This window comes from Acinetobacter sp. YH12151, from assembly GCF_013418355.1.
Classification (GTDB): domain Bacteria; phylum Pseudomonadota; class Gammaproteobacteria; order Pseudomonadales; family Moraxellaceae; genus Acinetobacter; species Acinetobacter pseudolwoffii.
On record NZ_VPCG01000019.1, the window covers coordinates 14,545 to 30,940 of the forward strand.

14 protein-coding genes and 1 pseudogene are annotated in these 16,396 nt (G+C 44.8%); 13 read left to right on the forward strand and 2 right to left on the reverse strand.

Annotation, left to right across the window (positions count from 1 at the left end):
* Window positions 1-9 precede the first annotated feature (9 nt).
* The 5 genes from FTU82_RS08730 to FTU82_RS08750 all read left to right on the forward strand — a co-directional run bounded on the left by FTU82_RS08730 (window position 10) and on the right by FTU82_RS08750 (window position 4,362).
* Complete coding sequence (locus FTU82_RS08730; RefSeq protein WP_180101258.1) at window positions 10-687, forward strand: SCP2 domain-containing protein; 678 nt, start codon at window positions 10-12, stop codon at window positions 685-687.
* 12 nt (window positions 688-699) lie between these two features.
* On the forward strand, window positions 700-2,319 hold the full coding sequence (locus FTU82_RS08735; RefSeq protein ID WP_180101259.1) for an AarF/ABC1/UbiB kinase family protein: 1,620 nt from the start codon (window positions 700-702) through the stop codon (window positions 2,317-2,319).
* 72 nt (window positions 2,320-2,391) lie between these two features.
* Window positions 2,392-2,814 (forward strand): hypothetical protein, encoded by a 423-nt coding sequence (locus tag FTU82_RS08740; protein WP_100357912.1) that lies wholly within the window; start codon window positions 2,392-2,394, stop codon window positions 2,812-2,814.
* A 90-nt stretch (window positions 2,815-2,904) separates the two neighbouring features.
* Window positions 2,905-3,984: a patatin-like phospholipase family protein gene (locus FTU82_RS08745; protein ID WP_180101260.1), complete on the forward strand. Its 1,080-nt coding sequence runs from the start codon at window positions 2,905-2,907 to the stop codon at window positions 3,982-3,984.
* A gap of 60 nt (window positions 3,985-4,044) precedes the next feature.
* Window positions 4,045-4,362 (forward strand): hypothetical protein, encoded by a 318-nt coding sequence (locus FTU82_RS08750; protein ID WP_074383938.1) that lies wholly within the window; start codon window positions 4,045-4,047, stop codon window positions 4,360-4,362.
* A gap of 54 nt (window positions 4,363-4,416) precedes the next feature.
* Here FTU82_RS08750 and FTU82_RS08755 read toward each other — a convergent pair whose 3' ends face one another.
* The gene (locus FTU82_RS08755) at window positions 4,417-6,771 is read right to left on the reverse strand and encodes a Tex family protein (protein WP_180101261.1); all 2,355 of its coding nucleotides are present in this window, start codon (window positions 6,769-6,771) and stop codon (window positions 4,417-4,419) included.
* Between the two features lie 336 nt (window positions 6,772-7,107).
* On the opposite strand from FTU82_RS08755, the gene ompR reads away from it, so the two are divergent.
* The 4 genes and pseudogenes from ompR to FTU82_RS08775 all read left to right on the forward strand — a co-directional run bounded on the left by ompR (window position 7,108) and on the right by FTU82_RS08775 (window position 12,194).
* Window positions 7,108-7,872 carry a two-component system response regulator OmpR gene (gene ompR / locus FTU82_RS08760; RefSeq protein ID WP_180101262.1) on the forward strand — a complete coding sequence of 255 codons (765 nt, stop codon included), beginning with the start codon at window positions 7,108-7,110 and terminating at the stop codon, window positions 7,870-7,872.
* Window positions 7,873-8,131: 259 nt separating this feature from the next.
* Window positions 8,132-9,592, forward strand: a complete 1,461-nt coding sequence (locus FTU82_RS08765) for an ATP-binding protein (protein ID WP_100329320.1) — start codon at window positions 8,132-8,134, stop codon at window positions 9,590-9,592.
* A 205-nt stretch (window positions 9,593-9,797) separates the two neighbouring features.
* Entirely contained in the window at window positions 9,798-11,315 is a 1,518-nt protein-coding gene (locus FTU82_RS08770; protein WP_180101263.1) for an acetyl-CoA hydrolase/transferase family protein, read from the forward strand.
* 229 nt (window positions 11,316-11,544) lie between these two features.
* A pseudogene (locus FTU82_RS08775) lies at window positions 11,545-12,194 on the forward strand (DsbA family oxidoreductase).
* Window positions 12,195-12,303: 109 nt separating this feature from the next.
* Here the strand turns inward: FTU82_RS08775 and FTU82_RS08780 are convergent.
* On the reverse strand, window positions 12,304-12,504 hold the full coding sequence (locus FTU82_RS08780; RefSeq protein WP_005095303.1) for a dodecin family protein: 201 nt from the start codon (window positions 12,502-12,504) through the stop codon (window positions 12,304-12,306).
* 400 nt (window positions 12,505-12,904) lie between these two features.
* On the opposite strand from FTU82_RS08780, the gene FTU82_RS08785 reads away from it, so the two are divergent.
* The 4 genes from FTU82_RS08785 (at window position 12,905) to FTU82_RS08800 (ending at window position 16,137) form a co-directional block, all read left to right on the forward strand.
* Window positions 12,905-13,072, forward strand: coding sequence for a hypothetical protein (locus FTU82_RS08785; RefSeq protein ID WP_171063334.1), 168 nt, complete (start codon window positions 12,905-12,907; stop codon window positions 13,070-13,072).
* A 267-nt stretch (window positions 13,073-13,339) separates the two neighbouring features.
* Window positions 13,340-13,519, forward strand: a complete 180-nt coding sequence (locus FTU82_RS08790) for a hypothetical protein (protein ID WP_005095300.1) — start codon at window positions 13,340-13,342, stop codon at window positions 13,517-13,519.
* Window positions 13,520-13,528: 9 nt separating this feature from the next.
* Window positions 13,529-14,923 carry a hypothetical protein gene (locus FTU82_RS08795; RefSeq protein ID WP_180101264.1) on the forward strand — a complete coding sequence of 465 codons (1,395 nt, stop codon included), beginning with the start codon at window positions 13,529-13,531 and terminating at the stop codon, window positions 14,921-14,923.
* 92 nt (window positions 14,924-15,015) lie between these two features.
* On the forward strand, window positions 15,016-16,137 hold the full coding sequence (locus FTU82_RS08800; RefSeq protein WP_180101265.1) for a hypothetical protein: 1,122 nt from the start codon (window positions 15,016-15,018) through the stop codon (window positions 16,135-16,137).
* Window positions 16,138-16,396: the final 259 nt, after the last annotated feature.

Consider the following 16,396-nt stretch of genomic DNA (forward strand, 5'->3'; position numbering starts at 1 on the left):
TCATTCCCTATGTGGTCAATTCTGGCACTCGGTGCTGTTGAACGCGTGATTCACCATGTGATTGATCTGGATGCGATTACCCGCATCCAGTTAAATGCCTTGTCTGGTAAAATGCTGCGGGTGGTGATTGCCTCACCGCAGCTTTCGGTCGATGTGTTTTTTGATGAAGGCAAGCTTCGTCTGAAGCCGACCGCGACTGGTCATAGTGAAGCATCTTCAATCTTTGAACAGCGTCCATTTGATGCTGGCTCATCTACAGTCACCGAAGCGACTGCAACCTTGCAGGTCAGCAATGTAGTGGAATTACTCAAGCTGCTGCTGTCCGATGAAGTCGGCAATATTCCACTGCAAGGTGACTACAAGTTATTGCAGGAAATCCAGCGCATCATGCAACAGGCAGAGCTGGATCTGGCGGCGCACTTAAGTCCCTGGATTGGCCCGGCACTGGCACATGAAATTGGTAAATTTCAGCTATTACCCAAACAGCTGAAACGTACCCTGCAAAGTCAGCTATTCTTTGCCGAAGATGCCTTAAAAGAAGACAGTGGTCTGTTTGCCCCACGCTGGCAAATGGATGACCTGAATCAGGACACCCGTATCCTGAATCAAAATTTAGATCGGGTTGAAGCGAAAATCCAGCAGCTTCAGGCCCAGATCGATACCTCAAACAATTCTACTCAAGACTAGGTACGCTGCTTTATGATTCCGCATGTTTCACGTTTACTCGAACTTTGGCGCATCGCCGCGCACTATCGACTCGACACGTTGTTTCCTGCGGAAGAATTACCAGAAAAAGCTCGGCATATTCTGTCTTTGATCCGTATGCATCCGGCAGCCTGGTCCAGTCGTGAACGTAAGAATCCACTCAAGCTGAAACTGGCGCTAGAGAAAATGGGACCGCTGGCCATCAAAATGGGCCAGCTGCTCTCCACTCGTCGTGACCTGATTGCACCTGAGCTGTTACAGCAACTGGTCTTGCTGCAAGATCAGGTCAAGCCCTTTGACAATGACGTGGCGCGGATGCGTATTCAGGAATCGCTGAAAGCCGATGTAAATACCCTGTTTGCCCGTTTTGATGTGCAACCACTCGCAGCAGCCTCGATTGCACAGGTGCATACCGCAGCCCTGCACGACGGCCGTGAAGTGGTGGTCAAGGTGACCCGTCCGAATATTCGCCAGCAGATTTTGCAGGATTTTGAAATTCTGCAATGGCTGGGGGACTTTTTGGAAAAACGTCTCGAAGCAGCACGTGCTTTACATTTGTCTGAAATTATTCAGGATTATCGTCAGATCATTTTGAATGAACTGGACCTGACCCTGGAAGCGGACAATACCCGTCGTATGCGCTATCATTTTACCGGCTCCAGCATGATGTACGTGCCGGAAGTCTATATGGATAGCAAAGATGTGCTGGTGGCCGAGCGCATTACCGGAGTGCCGATTTCAGATATCGCGACCTTTGACCGACTCGGCATGGATCGTGCTGATCTGGCACGTAAAGGCCTGACTATTTTCTTTACCCAGGTCTTTCGCGATAACTTTTTCCATGCCGACATGCATCCGGGCAATGTTTTTGTCGAAACCATCAATCCGAGTAATCCGCGTTTTATTGCGCTGGACTGCGCGATTATGGGCGAGCTGTCTAAGCATGACCAGATGACCGTAGCACGCATGCTGCTGGCTGTCATGAACAGCGACTTCATGCAACTGATTCAGGTGGTGCATCAAGCTGGCTGGATTCCACCGGGTACCGATCAGGATGCTTTGGCTCGTGAAATGCGCCGCAGTGTCGGGCCGATGGTCTCTAAACCAATGCATGAACTGGATTTCGCCGGTATTCTGATTGAAGTGATGGACATTGCCCGTCGTTTCCATCTGGAAATTCCACCGCAACTGATGCTGCTACTCAAAACACTAGTGCATGTCGAAGGCTTGGGAACCGACCTGTATCCGGAACTGGATATCTGGAGTCTGGCCAAACCGATCCTGACCGACTGGATCAAGGCACAAATGAATCCGCAGAAAAACCTGAAAGAACTGGGACAAAAAATTCCGGATCTGCTATTAGGGGCACAGGATCTACCAACCTTGATAATTGATAGCCTGAACGGTCTGAAAAACCAGTCAGCCTGGCATGCCAAACAGCTCAATGAACTGCAAAGCATGCGCCTGCAAATGGAACTTCAGCAAAAACGTAGCTGGATGTTTGGCAGTATCATGGCCATTCTGCTGTCGATTGCGATTATTTCACCATGGTTTGTGTCGGTGCTTCTGATTGTGCTGGTGAGCGTTCTGGCAGTCTGGCGAATTTCGAAATAATTTTTTAAATAGCCTGATTCGTCAGGCTTTTTTATGCTTAAATTATTGAAAAAATAAAACAAGAATATCCAAATGAAATATAGTTTTTTATGCGCACTGTATCGCCAGAATAGACAAAAAACCTTTCTCACTGCACTACTTTACAGCTTCCCAACATGGATAGATATTTTTTTCTATATCAACCAAACAGCCCATTGGCTTGCATGGTCCCCTGCTGCCAATACCACATTCTACCGCCTGATTCATAGTGACTATTTCTGGCTCATTGTCAGCTTTAACCTGCTTCCGTTGTTATTTCTATTCTGTCTACGACAAACACAGCTAATACTAGCTTTAAAAATATGGATAGGTATTGCAGGTAGTTTCTTTCTAATTCATGCTTTTTACTGGCCAAGCTATCCTATAACCACGCTTTTGATTATTTCATTTAATCTACCTTTTTTAAATTTACGCAATAAAGAACTCATGCACACTTACATCAACCCGATGCCATGACTCTCAAGTCACCTTAGGACATATCTTGCCATTGGGTCTAAAGACGCATCGATTAAAATAAGCACACACTTGGCTGGTATGGGTTGAATCATGGTACAGATTTTACAAAAACGGGCGCCTGCGCTGACGATTCGTGCTGGCCATCTGGCACGTGAGCTGATTCTGCAACAAGGATTACAACCTGAACAGGTCGATATTATCCCCGGTGCTGCGGGTGGCCCAAAAGGAATCGGGATTCAGGGTCTGGATCAGGCGATTTTTGGCGAGTTTTTCCCACGTGCCCCACAACGGCGTACTCTCGTTGGTTCCTCGATTGGTAGCTGGCGTTTTGCCAGTATGGCTGCACATGGGGCTCAACAGGGAACCGAGCGTTTAGCTGAGCTGTATACCAACCTTTATTTCCATAAAAAAATGACCCGCCAGGAGGTCAGCGAAGTTTGCCGCGGCATGCTACTCGACCTGGTACAAGGCAAGGAAAATGATCTGGTCAATCATCCGGATTATCATCTCGCAGTCATTTCAATTAAAGCCCAGCACATTTTCCAGAGTGACAAAGTGCTGCCTTTGCTGGCCTCTGTAGCCGGAATTGTCGGAACGACTGCTGTTGCACGTAAACACAGCCGTCATTTTATGCAACGTGTGATTAGCCAGCCGAATATGGGGGAACAATTTCAAATCGCGGAAGATGGATTTACTACACATTATCATGCCCTGACCGAGCAGAGTGTATTGTCCTGGCTGATGGCCTCGGCGTCGATTCCCGGGGTAATGGCAGCGGTGAACAATATTCCAGATGCACCGCAGGGTTATTACCGCGATGGTGGTCTGATTGACTATCACATTGACCTGCCCTTTCAGAGCAAAGGCATTGTGCTCTATCCACATTTTACTGACAGCATTACTCCCGGCTGGTTTGACAAGTTATTTAAACGCACCTCAAATCCGGAAAATCAGGCACGCACCTTGCTGCTTTCTCCATCGCAGGAATATCTGCAAAGTTTGCCTTTAGGCCGCTTACCGGATCGTAAGGATTTTACCCTGAAGGGCCTAGATCAGGCAGAGCGGATCAAATTATGGAAAGCCTGTATTGCTGAAAGTCAGCGTTTAGGCGATGAATTTTTGGAACTGGTCGAGAAGCAAAATTTTGCTGAGGTCATGAAAGGCTTGTAATTGACCGAGAGTGCCCGATTATTTGTATAATTGCCTTCATTTTGTGAACTGTTGAGATTTATGCAGAAGTTTTTAGTGGTCCTGCAATACCTGTGTCTGGCCTTTGCCGTCTATCTGACTTATAGCGTGAGCATGTCGCTGTATAACCAAGATTTTGTCCTGATGGAGCTGGTCGCTGATATTGGTACGATTCTGATCTGTATTGACTTGGGCGTGTTTTTATTTAGCAGTAAAACCAAAGCAGGCATTAGCATGGAAGAATATGCCAAACGACTGGAACAGCCACCGTCGAAACTGGTTTATGTGACACGAAAAATGGGGCATCTGGGTATTTTGCTGATTATTACCAGCTGGATTGTACCGATGATCAATTCATAAAAATCAGATATAAAAAAACCTCCCGATGGGAGGTTTTCTTTTAGCAATTAAAGATTACTTTGAACCTTTAATCCCTGCTTGTAATAACAATGCGCCTAAACCACCAATTTTTTGCTCTTGTGGTTTAGCCACTTGCGGTTTCTTGCCCTGAGGACGCTCACCTTGCGGACGCGCTTGCTGTGGACGTTTGCCTTGAGGCTTACGCTCACCGCGCTGTTCATTGTTTTCACGACGTGGCTGACGTGGTGCTTTTGCCGGCGCTTCAGAACCTTCAGGACGCATCGATAAGTTCACACGATTACGTTCAGTATCCACATTCAAGACCCGCACTTGCACGATTTGACCCGGTTTCACCACTTTATGCGGATCCGCGACAAATTCATTGGCAAGTTCAGAAATATGTACCAAACCGTCTTGATGCACACCGACATCGACAAATGCACCGAAGTTAGTGACATTAGTCACCACACCTTCAAGCTGCATGCCTTCAGACAATTGCGCAACTTCAGTAATGTCATCACGGAACTTCGCCGTACGGAATTCTGGACGCGGGTCACGACCCGGTTTTTCCAGTTCGCTTAAAACATCTTTGATAGTTGGCAGACCGAACTTCTCATCTGCAAATTCTTCAGCATTGACCTGACGAATGATTTCAGTATTGCCAATGATGTCTTTTACAGTCGTGGCTTTTGCTTCAACAATTTTGCTCACCAAAGCATATGACTCAGGGTGAACTGCAGAAGCATCGAGTGGCTCAGAACCATCTTGAATACGCAAGAAGCCTGCTGCCTGCTCAAAAGTACGCTCGCCTAAACGTGGCACTTTCTTCAAGGACTGGCGATTATCAAAACGGCCATTTTCCTTACGGAATTCCACAATTTGCTGTGCAATCGATTTATTCAGACCTGCGATATAACCCAAAATCGCCGCAGATGCCGTGTTGACATCGACACCCACCGAGTTCACACAGTCCTCTACCACTGCTTCAAGGGTTTTCGCCAGACCAGTCTGGTTCACATCATGTTGATACTGACCCACACCAATCGATTTCGGATCGATTTTTACCAGTTCAGCCAATGGATCCTGTAAACGGCGTGCAATTGACACTGCACCACGAATCGACACATCCAGCTCTGGCAGTTCTTGTGATGCCAGTTCTGATGCTGAATATACCGAGGCACCTGCTTCAGACACAGATACACGGGTCAGTTTAAGATCGCTATTCGCCGCCATCATTTCAGCCACTAAAGCTTCAGTTTCACGGCTTGCCGTCCCATTACCCACTGCAATCAGGTCAACATTGAACTCGCGGCATAAACGTGCCAGTTCAGCCAATGAACCTGCTTTATCATCTTTGGGTGCAAATGGATAAATCGTGCTGTGTGCCAGCACATCACCCGATGCATTCACCACAGCCAGTTTCACACCGGTACGGATACCCGGGTCAACGCCCAGAGTGGTGCGCGCGCCTGCAGGAGCAGAAAGCAGTAAATGACGCAAGTTTTCAGCGAATACGTTCATGGCTTCTGTTTCAGCAGCCAGACGTTTTTCAGTCAGCAATGAATGTTCAATGCTTGGACGCACTTTGCCAAGCCAGAACAGTTTTGCAGTTTGCTTCAAGAAGTCCTGACGTGCTTGCGGCTGAATCGTTTCTAAATTGTATTCAGTCTCAATGCGTGCCAATGGTGCAGCATCTTCGCCATCCACTTTCAGGCCCAGGACGTTTTCTTGACGGCCACGCAGCATCGCCAATAAACGATGTGAAGGCACTTTGTTCAGGTTTTCAGAGAAATCGAAATAATCACGGAATTTTTTACCGACTTCTTTCTTTTCTTCAGAAGCAACCAAACTTTTCAGCACTGCAGTTTTGGCAAAAGTGGCTTTCAGTTCAGTGGTCAGCGCGATATTTTGTGCCCAGTCATCAATCAGGATATGCTGGATCGCATCAAGCTGGCTTTCAGTATCTGGATAATCGTCATGGCTAAAACCGGCCAATGCGTCGCTTGGATCTACCGCTTCAGCAAAAATTTTCTCGGCGATTGGGCCTAAACCGGCTTCCTTGGCCTTAAATGATTTACTGGTACGTTTTGGACGGTACGGTGCGTAAATTTCTTCTAATGCATTTTTGGTTTCAGCTGCATTCACACGCGCCAACAAATCATCAGACAATTTATCTTGTTCTTTGAGTGATTCAATCACCTTGTCACGGCGCTCATACAAATCACGCAAGTATGATAGACGCGTATCGAGTTGACGTAATTGCGTATCGTCTAAGCCTTGCGTTACTTCTTTACGGTAACGTGCAATAAAAGGAACACTGGCACCTTCATCAATAAGCTTGATGGCAGCTTCAACTTGGTTTGGACGTACGGCAAGTTCTTTTGCCAACTGCTGAACTAAGTCAGTCATCGTGTTTGATCCCACAAGGATAAGTACTAAATGGCATGATTATAAAGACCGGGCCTATAAAATCCACCATTGTTTTTATTAATTTGTCTCAACTTTATATTATGAAGTGCGACAGTTTTCAGCTTTTCTGAATATAGTTTGCATGAACTTTGCTTTTTATGTTGCTCCAAATCATATTTTTTGTCCATTTAGATGTATATATTTGGTATCTATGTCTTGATTTTAACTGCAATATTTGGTGCTTTAGAGCATAGTCAATTAATATCAATGAATCGTATACTCAAAGCATATTTCATTTTTTGTTTATGACGACAATAAAGAATAAAGGAGCATCTCATGAGTTTAGTTGTACCTGCTGAAAAAGCCGATGCCGTACATACCGAAACAGACCGAGTCGAACGCATCTTGGTTGTTGATGATGATGTTCGTCTGCGTACCCTATTGCAACGTTTTCTCGAAGATAAAGGCTTTGTGGTGAAAACTGCACACGATGCCACGCAGATGGATCGACTTTTACAGCGGGAACTGTTTTCTCTGATCGTGCTCGACTTTATGCTTCCGGTCGAAGACGGTTTAAGTATCTGTCGTCGTTTACGCCAATCCAGTATCGATACGCCTATTATTATGCTGACCGCGCGCGGCAGCGATTCTGACCGTATTGCAGGGCTTGAAGCCGGTGCGGACGATTACCTGCCTAAACCGTTTAATCCGAATGAATTGCTGGCGCGTATTCGTGCGGTATTGCGTCGTCAAGTGCGTGAAGTACCGGGCGCACCGAGCCAGCAAATGGAAGTGGTCTCATTTGGCCCCTGGTCACTGGATTTATCAACCCGTACATTGACCCGTGAAGGTCAAGTCGTGACTTTAACCACAGGTGAGTTTGCGGTATTGAAAGCTCTGGTTCAGCATCCACGCGAACCGCTCACCCGTGACAAGCTGATGAATCTGGCGCGTGGTCGTGAATGGGGTGCCATGGAACGTTCGATTGATGTTCAGGTGTCACGTTTACGCCGTCTGGTTGAAGAAAATCCGGCGCGTGCGCGTTATATCCAGACCGTTTGGGGTGTGGGTTATGTGTTTGTTCCAGATGGTGCGGAGTAAATTAATACCTTGATTCATGACGGAGTCTGATGGTTTAAGCTCATTTATAGGGTTTAACCTGCGGTTCGCCTTACTTTTGTTTCGACAAAAGTAAGCAAAACCATTGTCATCCGCAAAACTCGACAACCTCCGTCATTCAAGCAATTCTCTCGCAGAAACATCATTGATCATCTTAAGTCTTGCCTCAAACAGTTGCGGATGACCTTAACGTGTATCCAACTACGGGGGAAGCCTCCCCTTTTGAGTAAAAGGACGCAGTGTGAAACTCGACCCCATCGACCCACAAAAATTTACCGATTTTGTTACCTACTCAGAAAAAAAACGCACCCGTGGGGAACGCTTTCTGGACAAGATCAAACCGCGTTCTGCCGCCATGCGTACCACAGTTCTGGTGGTCTTTGTGGTCTGTTTCAGCCTGTTCATGTCTTTGTGGTTCTTCTGGCGTACCTTATTTTTACCTGAAATCCAGCAACATGCGCGCTATCTGGCCATGGAACTGGAAATTCTCAATAATCCCGATCTACGCCTGTATCATAAACAGCAGGAAGTCGATATTGATACCTGGTTAAAAAACCGCGTTGGTATTGAATATGTGACCAATCCGGCAGAGTATCCCACTGTCCGGGAAAAAGTGATTGCAGAATTTTTTACCCGGCAGATCGAAACCAAGCTGGCCAAAGAACTACGTATTGAAGAAGCCACAGTCTATTTCCAGTTTAAACCAAGCCCGCGCATCTGGATTCAGACCCCTGAAATGAATGGTCACTGGGTGCAAGAGCCTTTAAAGACCTATGCCAATTACAGTAATGAGCTGATTCTGGGCTGGTTACTGGGCACGCCGATTATTGTCGGTATTATTATCCTGACCTTGGTGCGTCAGCTCAACCGTCCTTTACGCCGCTTGCAGAATGCCGCCAACAGTTATAGCCGCATTGGTTCAGCACCTTATCTGGACACCAATCATGGCCCACTGGAAATCCGTCAGGTCAATCATGCCTTTAACCAGATGATTTATACCTTGGACCAGACCGAGCGGGAACGCCGCATCATGCTGGCCGGTATTTCACATGACTTGCGCACGCCTTTAACGCGGATTCGTCTCAGTGCCGAAATGATGCCCGATGAAGACTTTCTCAAAGAAGGTCTGATTTATGATGTGGAAGATATGGACGCGATTCTGGATCAGTTCATTTCCTATATGCGCGATGGTTCCGATGAAGAACCACAGGACACCAATGTCAATGTATTGCTTCAGGAACTGGTCAAGCAGTTTAAACCGCTCGATATCCGTTTCAGTCCGCAAGAAATACCGTTGATTCAGGCGCGCAGCATGTCGCTAAAAAGACTGATTGGCAACCTGATCAATAACTCAAAACGCTATGGTTCAGAACCGATTGAAATCTCTGCACATGTCGAGGAAAACCAGCTGTTAATTTGTGTTGCAGATCATGGCGAAGGCATTCCGGAAGACCAGATTGAAGCGCTGATGCAGCCTTTTGTACGGGGAAATTCAGCACGAACCGTCCAAGGCAGTGGCTTGGGACTGGCCATTGTGAAACGGATTGTCGATATTCACCAAGGTCAATTACGCATTCATAATCGCCCTGAAGGCGGACTTGAAGCCATCATCTCACTCCCCTTGAATCAGCTTAACCCAGAGACGCCTCCCCCAGCCACCACACTTGATAAAATCCGCCAAACACTGACTGATCGCTTTTAAGAAACGATCAGTCAGTGAGCAAATGATTTTGTAGTTTTTCTATACAATTCATTTTATATTTCATTAATTCAATCACTTAAAAATCATCATTTTTTATTATACCTACATTTAGCTAAAAAATTAGACCTTAGCCTAACACCTATGCACAATACATTTTTTGAGCGGTACAATCCGTCTCATAGTTTAAGAATTAATGAGAGTTAAAATGTCTTTAGATCGTATCCGTTTAGCCTCCCTACACAACAAAGTCATCAGTCCAGAACAAGCGGCTGAATTCATCAAAGATGGCATGACTGTGGGTATGAGTGGCTTTACTCGCGCGGGTGAAGCGAAGGCGGTTCCTTTAGCTTTAGTTCAACAAGCAAAAGCAAATCCATTAAAGATCACGTTAATTACTGGTGCATCACTAGGAAACGATCTAGACAAACAACTGACTGAAGCTGGCGTACTGGCACGTCGTTTACCGTTCCAGGTCGACAACACTTTACGTAAGGCGATCAACAACGGCGAAGTGATGTTCATCGACCAGCATTTGTCTGAAACTGTTGAACAAATGCGTAACCAACAGCTGAAAAAACCAGATGTTGCGATCATTGAAGCGGTTGCAATCACTGAAGATGGCGGCATCATTCCAACCACATCTGTAGGTAACTCTGCAAGCTTTGCAATCTTTGCTGAAAAAGTAATTGTAGAAATCAATACCAACTTAAGCCCGGCATTTGAAGGCTTACACGATATCTATATCCCGTCATACCGTCCAACGCGTCAAGCGATTCCTTTGACTCAAGTGGATGAGCGTATCGGGACACATGCGATCAATATTGATCCAGCAAAAATTGTCGGTATCGTATTCAACAATGACTTGCACGACTCACCATCTACAGTGACTGCACCAGATGATGAGACGCAAAGCATCGCCAATCATTTGATCGCTTTCTTTGAAAAAGAAGTGGCTGAAGAGCGTCTACCGAAAAACTTAGGTCCATTACAGGCGGGGATTGGCTCAATTGCCAACGCAGTATTGACCGGTCTGAAAGATTCGAACTTCGAAGACTTGATCATGTACTCAGAAGTACTACAAGACTGTACCTTTGAATTGATTGATGCAGGCAAAATGAAGTTTGCTTCAGGTTCTTCGATTACCCTGTCTGCTAAATATGGCGAGAAAGTATTTAACAACCTGGAACAATACAAAGACAAACTGGTATTACGTCCACAGGAAATTTCGAACCATCCTGAACTGGTACGTCGTTTAGGTATTATCGGTATCAACACGGCACTTGAGTTTGATATTTACGGTAACGTGAACTCGACTCACGTCTGCGGTACCAAAATGATGAACGGTATTGGTGGTTCAGGTGACTTCGCACGTAATGCGCACCTGGCGATCTTCGTCACCAAATCAATCGCGAAAGGTGGCGACATCTCTTCTGTGGTACCGTTTGCTTCACATATCGACCATGCAGAACACGATGTAGATATCCTGGTAACTGAACAAGGTCTGGCGGATCTTCGTGGTTTGGCGCCGCGTGAGCGTGCTCGTGCCGTGATTGATCACTGTGCACACCCAATGTACCGCGATGCCCTGAACGATTACTTTGACCGTGCATGTGCAAAAGGCGGCCACACGCCTCACATTCTTCGTGAAGCGCTGTCTTGGCACACTAACTTCGAAGAAAATGGTCACATGCTTGCTGTAGAAGCTGCAGTAAAAACTGCATAATCGTCTGCATTCGAAAAACGCCCTACGGGGCGTTTTTTTATGGGATTTTTATCTTTGTTGAATAGCCATAAGTAAACTCTCTGGACAAAATCATCAGGCTATCATTCATATTCTCGTCCAATCTTCATGCTGCCAATATGCTGTAGAAATCCCCTTCTGATGCTCAAGGACTTTAAATTCTGATTCTTCACCCTCATACTTAAACACAAGAGTAAATTAGAGACATGACATGCGCGTAGATATCTGGTCAGATGTGGTTTGCCCCTTCTGCTATATTGGTAAAAAACGTTTAGAAGCAGCTGCACAAGAAGCAGGCATTGAACTTGAAGTGCATTGGCACAGTTACCAGCTCGACCCTGAAGCACCAGTGCGCCAGGAAGTGTCCAATTCTGAGCGTCTGGCACAAAAATATGGTCGTAGCGTAGCTGAAGTCGAAGAAATGCAGCGTAATATTGCCGAGATGGCCAAAGCTGAAGGCATTGAATTTAACTGGGAAGGTGCCAACTCAGGCAATACTTTCAATGCGCATCGTATTATTCATCTGGCGCAAAGCAAAGGTTTGGGTAATGATGCACAGGAAGCTTTCTTCTATAGCTATATGACGCAAGGCTTGGCCATTGGAGAGCGTGAAACACTGGAAGATGCGCAGCACGTATTGGCCTGAATCCGGTCGAGGTCGATGACTTACTGGACTCTGATGAATTTTCTGATTTTGTCAAATTTGATCAGGAAGTAGCACAGGATCAGCTCAAAGTGACTGGTGTACCTTTCTTTGTTTTTGATCAACGTGTGGCCTTGGCAGGCGCGCAGCCTAAAGACGTGTTCTTGCAGGTTTTTGAGAAAGCGCTGGAGACTGCAGCAGAAAATCCGGCTGAATAATACTCAACAGAGAGTTGCAATACGCCTAGGCAATCGAACTCAGAAAATTTATAAAAACATCCCCATTTCAGATGGGGATGTTTTTTGCCTGTCATTTACACTCATTGACTTAGTCGACCAGAAAACTAATTTTTAAATTTACACGATATTCCGTGATTTTATTTTCTTTGATGACCACCTTCTGTTCATTGATCCAGGCACCTTGTACATTTTTGATGGTTTCTGTGACTTTTTGAATACCGGTTTGAATCGCATCTTCAAAGCTTTTCGTACTGCTTGAATTAACTTCCACCACTTTTGCAATTGCCATAATGAAACTCTCATTGTAAACATGAATGAAAATCCATCTTAGTTCATTCCCACAGGATTGCAGCAGCGCGTAAACAAGCGACAGCAAAAACTTACATGGATTGAACAAAGCTTTCATCTGAGCAGATGAAAATCTGTTGACCTTATTTTGGCAGTTCATGATATTCAAATTTCCATCGTGACTAACAACCATAAAAGCCCCGTAAACAGCCGAAACCCAGACTAGAGCAAATACACTAATATATTGTTTTGTAGAATAATTTTTCTAATTTTTAGGTGCTGCTTTTGCCGAATCTATCATTTTCTATTCAGCCTTATTTGCTATGATTTCACCCGAATCAAGTTTAAATACTCTCCCCTCTGTTCAAGTTATTGAACACCCTGATATTAAAGGTCGTCCCATGAATGCTCTTAAATTTGCTTTCGCAGCAACTGTTATGGCTTTTTCTGTTCAAGCATCAGCGCAAATGGCACAAGTGGTTTATCTGCCAGACTTTCCGGCAAGCAAAGCACCTGCTGAAACTGTAAATACAGAAACTGCAACGCCGGCAACTGAAAAAACTGCTTAATACCCAACAAGTTTTTATGCAAACAGGCTGATTGATTCAGCCTGTTTTTTTATATCGATTTAATTTAGCTGCTCTCTGAAGAAAATCAGTATTTTAAAAATTATCGATCATTTCATATTTTGCTATTTTCCATTGATATTGATCGCTTTTTTGTCATTAAATTTAATAGATTATAAATATAAAACAGTTAAAATAAATCACTATTTCATGTGATCTACGCATATAATTGTAGCAATATAAAAATACTGATAATACAAAAGCATTGTTATGAACAGACTTCAGGCATTGGTGCAGGGCAAAATTTCACCTCAGTCCATTTCTATTGATTTTCTGATTGAAATGGCAGAACGCCATACAGATCCTCATTCTGCTGAATACAAATTAATCGAGTTGGCGCTGAATATGGTGCTGGCCCAAACTTTGGATAAAGCGCTAAAACATATCTAGAGATATAAAATGAACGCTTTAAAAAAAGCACACTTAGTCAAGGAATTACATGAATTGATCCAGCAACTGGAGCATCAGGCTCTACCTCTGTACGACGTGGCCCGTTTCAAAAAAAGAATTCGTGATATCTTTAATCTTTGTGATGAACCTATTTTTAAAAATCAGATTTTAGCGTTTAAAGCCCAGACCCAGCCTGAACTTGCTGCCTATCAATTTTCCGCCAGTACCCCCTATCATCTAAGTTTTTGTGGTTATTTCACTGAAATTCCAGCTCTGGAAAAGGCACTGTATACCCAGCCAGATATAGGCTGGGCAATTCTACATCATCCTGAGCGTGGCTGGCAGGTCTGGCTAATTCCGGCACCGAAGCATCCTGCACTAAACAGTGAATGGAATGAGTTACAACAATGTTCTATCTGGCTGTCACAGCAACAATTGACAACCGGTCTGCAAGCGGCTCCTCCATTGACTGTACCGGCCTTATCCCTGAATGAAGCAGAAGCCAGCTTAAAAGCGGCGGCCACGACTCGATATCATCGTGGCCGACAAAAAGCAAAAATCAACCCATTAAGCTTAAATCATTCAGATGAACCACACATTCAGATACAGGCCACGTCTGAGTATCTAGATCATCCATTACCCACTAAAACTGCGATTGTGCAGGAAAAAATTATTGTCCCAGAAGTGATCGATTTTCCCGCTGAGATTCAACTGGGAGACGTGATTGCACAGGTTCAGCCTTTGACTCCGGAAGATACCAATCTCCAGCGGCTTTGTGCTTTAGAATTGGAACCTGATGTCGGGCATCCAGCCTATCTGGATATTGTGCTGTATTATGCCGCAGAAGATCACTGGCAGGCACGCCAAGTTTATTTGGTGGAGCAGCTGAATCTGCAAGGCCAGTTTATTAAATATCTGATGCTTTTGGGTGCATCAAGTCAATTACAGGCGCACTATTGTATTGAGCATTGGTTGAGTCAGCATCAGTATCAGGCTGCTGCGATTAAATCGCTGTCGTGGCCTCAATTAAGTACAGGTTTCACGCAATTGCATCTGTTGTCAAAAGCCTATTTGCAACAAGCAGAAATAGTCTGGACACAACCCGATTATTATCCTTATATTCCGGCAGATTCGATTCAGAAACAAAAATTTATCTCATTTGAGGAAGCCCTTGCGGATTTCTCTACACCGATACTCTTATTGCAAGAACATCAGCGAATACGCGTGATTCATGGTGAAAAACGCCTGTCTCTCGCAGAGGATGAACTGGCCTATCCATCTATCTTGCTGCAACGTGATCAACAGCTAAACTGGCAAAAAATTCACACGATTATTTTAATGATGTCGCAACCCATTCAGGTCATGGAGCTTTATCAGGCAATTCAGACTCAAATCATTGAATAATTGCTGTTATTTTGTAGCTTTAACTTGCTTTTTATCGCTATATTTAAGAAAACTACAGCTGAATAAAAGAATACAAGAGTAATAAATATCTCATGCAAATAAATCGAATTACTCAGATCTTCCTGCTCTCTCTTGGCATGGGAATCAGCAGTAGCATGTCTTGGGCAAATTCAGTAAAAGATGCTTCTTCAGACCAGGAAAAAAACTCGGAGAGTGTTGAGCCGGCACGTTCAGGACTGCTGGATCAAATTCCGCGTTTGATTGATGCAACACTAACCATTCTTCCAGAGCAGTCGAATACCGCCATCGTCCCGCCTACGCTAGAAACGGAAAATCATTCATGGGCCGATCAGAAACAGAAAAGCATCCGAGAATGGGCAGATCGTACTGCGCATAAAATTGATAACTGGTTTGGTGAAACTGATCCGGATCAGCCGGCTGCCGCCACACTGCGTGTCATTTTGGATAATCGCTGGGATGAATATGAGGGCTATGAGATTAAGCCCCGTATCCGTGGCAGAATCAAACTTCCCACCTTAGAACAAAAGCTGAGTCTGGTCTTCGGTGATGACAGTCTGGACAATGAATTAGACAGTAATGTCGCGATTACCAATGAAAATCCGGCAACATCTGGAGATAAGCGTCTCGATACCAAGCGCGCACGCCAGGATAACAGCTCATTCGCCTTACGCTGGTCGGAATGGTCAGACCGGATTCCTTTTGAAACCGATCTGGATCTGGGTTTACGCTCCGGAGATGATATTTACCTGCGCGTCAAAGCCAGTAAAGATTGGACACTGGAAAATGACTACTTTTTTCATGCCGAACAGATTTATCGCTACGGGATTCAAAGTGAAAACTATTTGCGTACCAATCTGGAACTGATCCATGCCCGTCCCAATCAGGCATTTTTTTCCAATCAGCTCAGTCTGACCTATGCAGATGATCAAGATGATGATCTGACCTGGGACAACTATACCTTTAGGCAACATCAGTTTTTTCAGGACAACCGTTTTAGCTATGGTATTTATACTGGCGGTTATCTAAATGACAAGGATCTGCGTCTGAATCGCTGGGGACCGTATGTGTCCTGGAGACAGCCTTTTTTACGTGAATGGTTTTTTGTCCAGACCGACCTCAACTATCTGAATGATCATCGCGAAGATCGTGATCACTATGTTGGTGCTTTGGTGCGTTTAGAGGCATTGTTTTAAACTCAAGCGCGGTGCAAAGCTAAAAAATCCCTCCGTAGAGGTAATGCTGATCAGTTAAGGAGTTTAGAAATAGACTCTTTAACTTTTTAGTCGTTCACGACGGAGTCTTAAATTTATAAATCAAATACTTAAAAATAATTTGTTACTTTGGTTTCGCCCAAATGAGAAGCGAAGCTTCGCAAGGAAGGCATCTTGCGGAGCAACACTCCTCACCGCAAAACTCGTCAGCCACCATCGATTAGTAAATTTGTCGCAGAAA

Bases quoted from the DNA above. Each gene is read 5' to 3' on its own strand.
- FTU82_RS08730 (WP_180101258.1), top strand. From the start codon at position 10: ATGTGGTCAATTCTGGCACTCGGTGCTGTTGAACGCGTGATTCACCAT.
- FTU82_RS08735 (WP_180101259.1), top strand. From the start codon at position 700: ATGATTCCGCATGTTTCACGTTTACTCGAACTTTGGCGCATCGCCGCG.
- FTU82_RS08740 (WP_100357912.1), top strand. From the start codon at position 2,392: ATGAAATATAGTTTTTTATGCGCACTGTATCGCCAGAATAGACAAAAA.
- FTU82_RS08745 (WP_180101260.1), top strand. From the start codon at position 2,905: ATGGTACAGATTTTACAAAAACGGGCGCCTGCGCTGACGATTCGTGCT.
- FTU82_RS08750 (WP_074383938.1), top strand. From the start codon at position 4,045: ATGCAGAAGTTTTTAGTGGTCCTGCAATACCTGTGTCTGGCCTTTGCC.
- FTU82_RS08755 (WP_180101261.1), bottom strand. From the start codon at position 6,771: ATGACTGACTTAGTTCAGCAGTTGGCAAAAGAACTTGCCGTACGTCCA.
- ompR (WP_180101262.1), top strand. From the start codon at position 7,108: ATGAGTTTAGTTGTACCTGCTGAAAAAGCCGATGCCGTACATACCGAA.
- FTU82_RS08770 (WP_180101263.1), top strand. From the start codon at position 9,798: ATGTCTTTAGATCGTATCCGTTTAGCCTCCCTACACAACAAAGTCATC.
- FTU82_RS08780 (WP_005095303.1), bottom strand. From the start codon at position 12,504: ATGGCAATTGCAAAAGTGGTGGAAGTTAATTCAAGCAGTACGAAAAGC.
- FTU82_RS08785 (WP_171063334.1), top strand. From the start codon at position 12,905: ATGAATGCTCTTAAATTTGCTTTCGCAGCAACTGTTATGGCTTTTTCT.
- FTU82_RS08790 (WP_005095300.1), top strand. From the start codon at position 13,340: ATGAACAGACTTCAGGCATTGGTGCAGGGCAAAATTTCACCTCAGTCC.
- FTU82_RS08795 (WP_180101264.1), top strand. From the start codon at position 13,529: ATGAACGCTTTAAAAAAAGCACACTTAGTCAAGGAATTACATGAATTG.
- FTU82_RS08800 (WP_180101265.1), top strand. From the start codon at position 15,016: ATGCAAATAAATCGAATTACTCAGATCTTCCTGCTCTCTCTTGGCATG.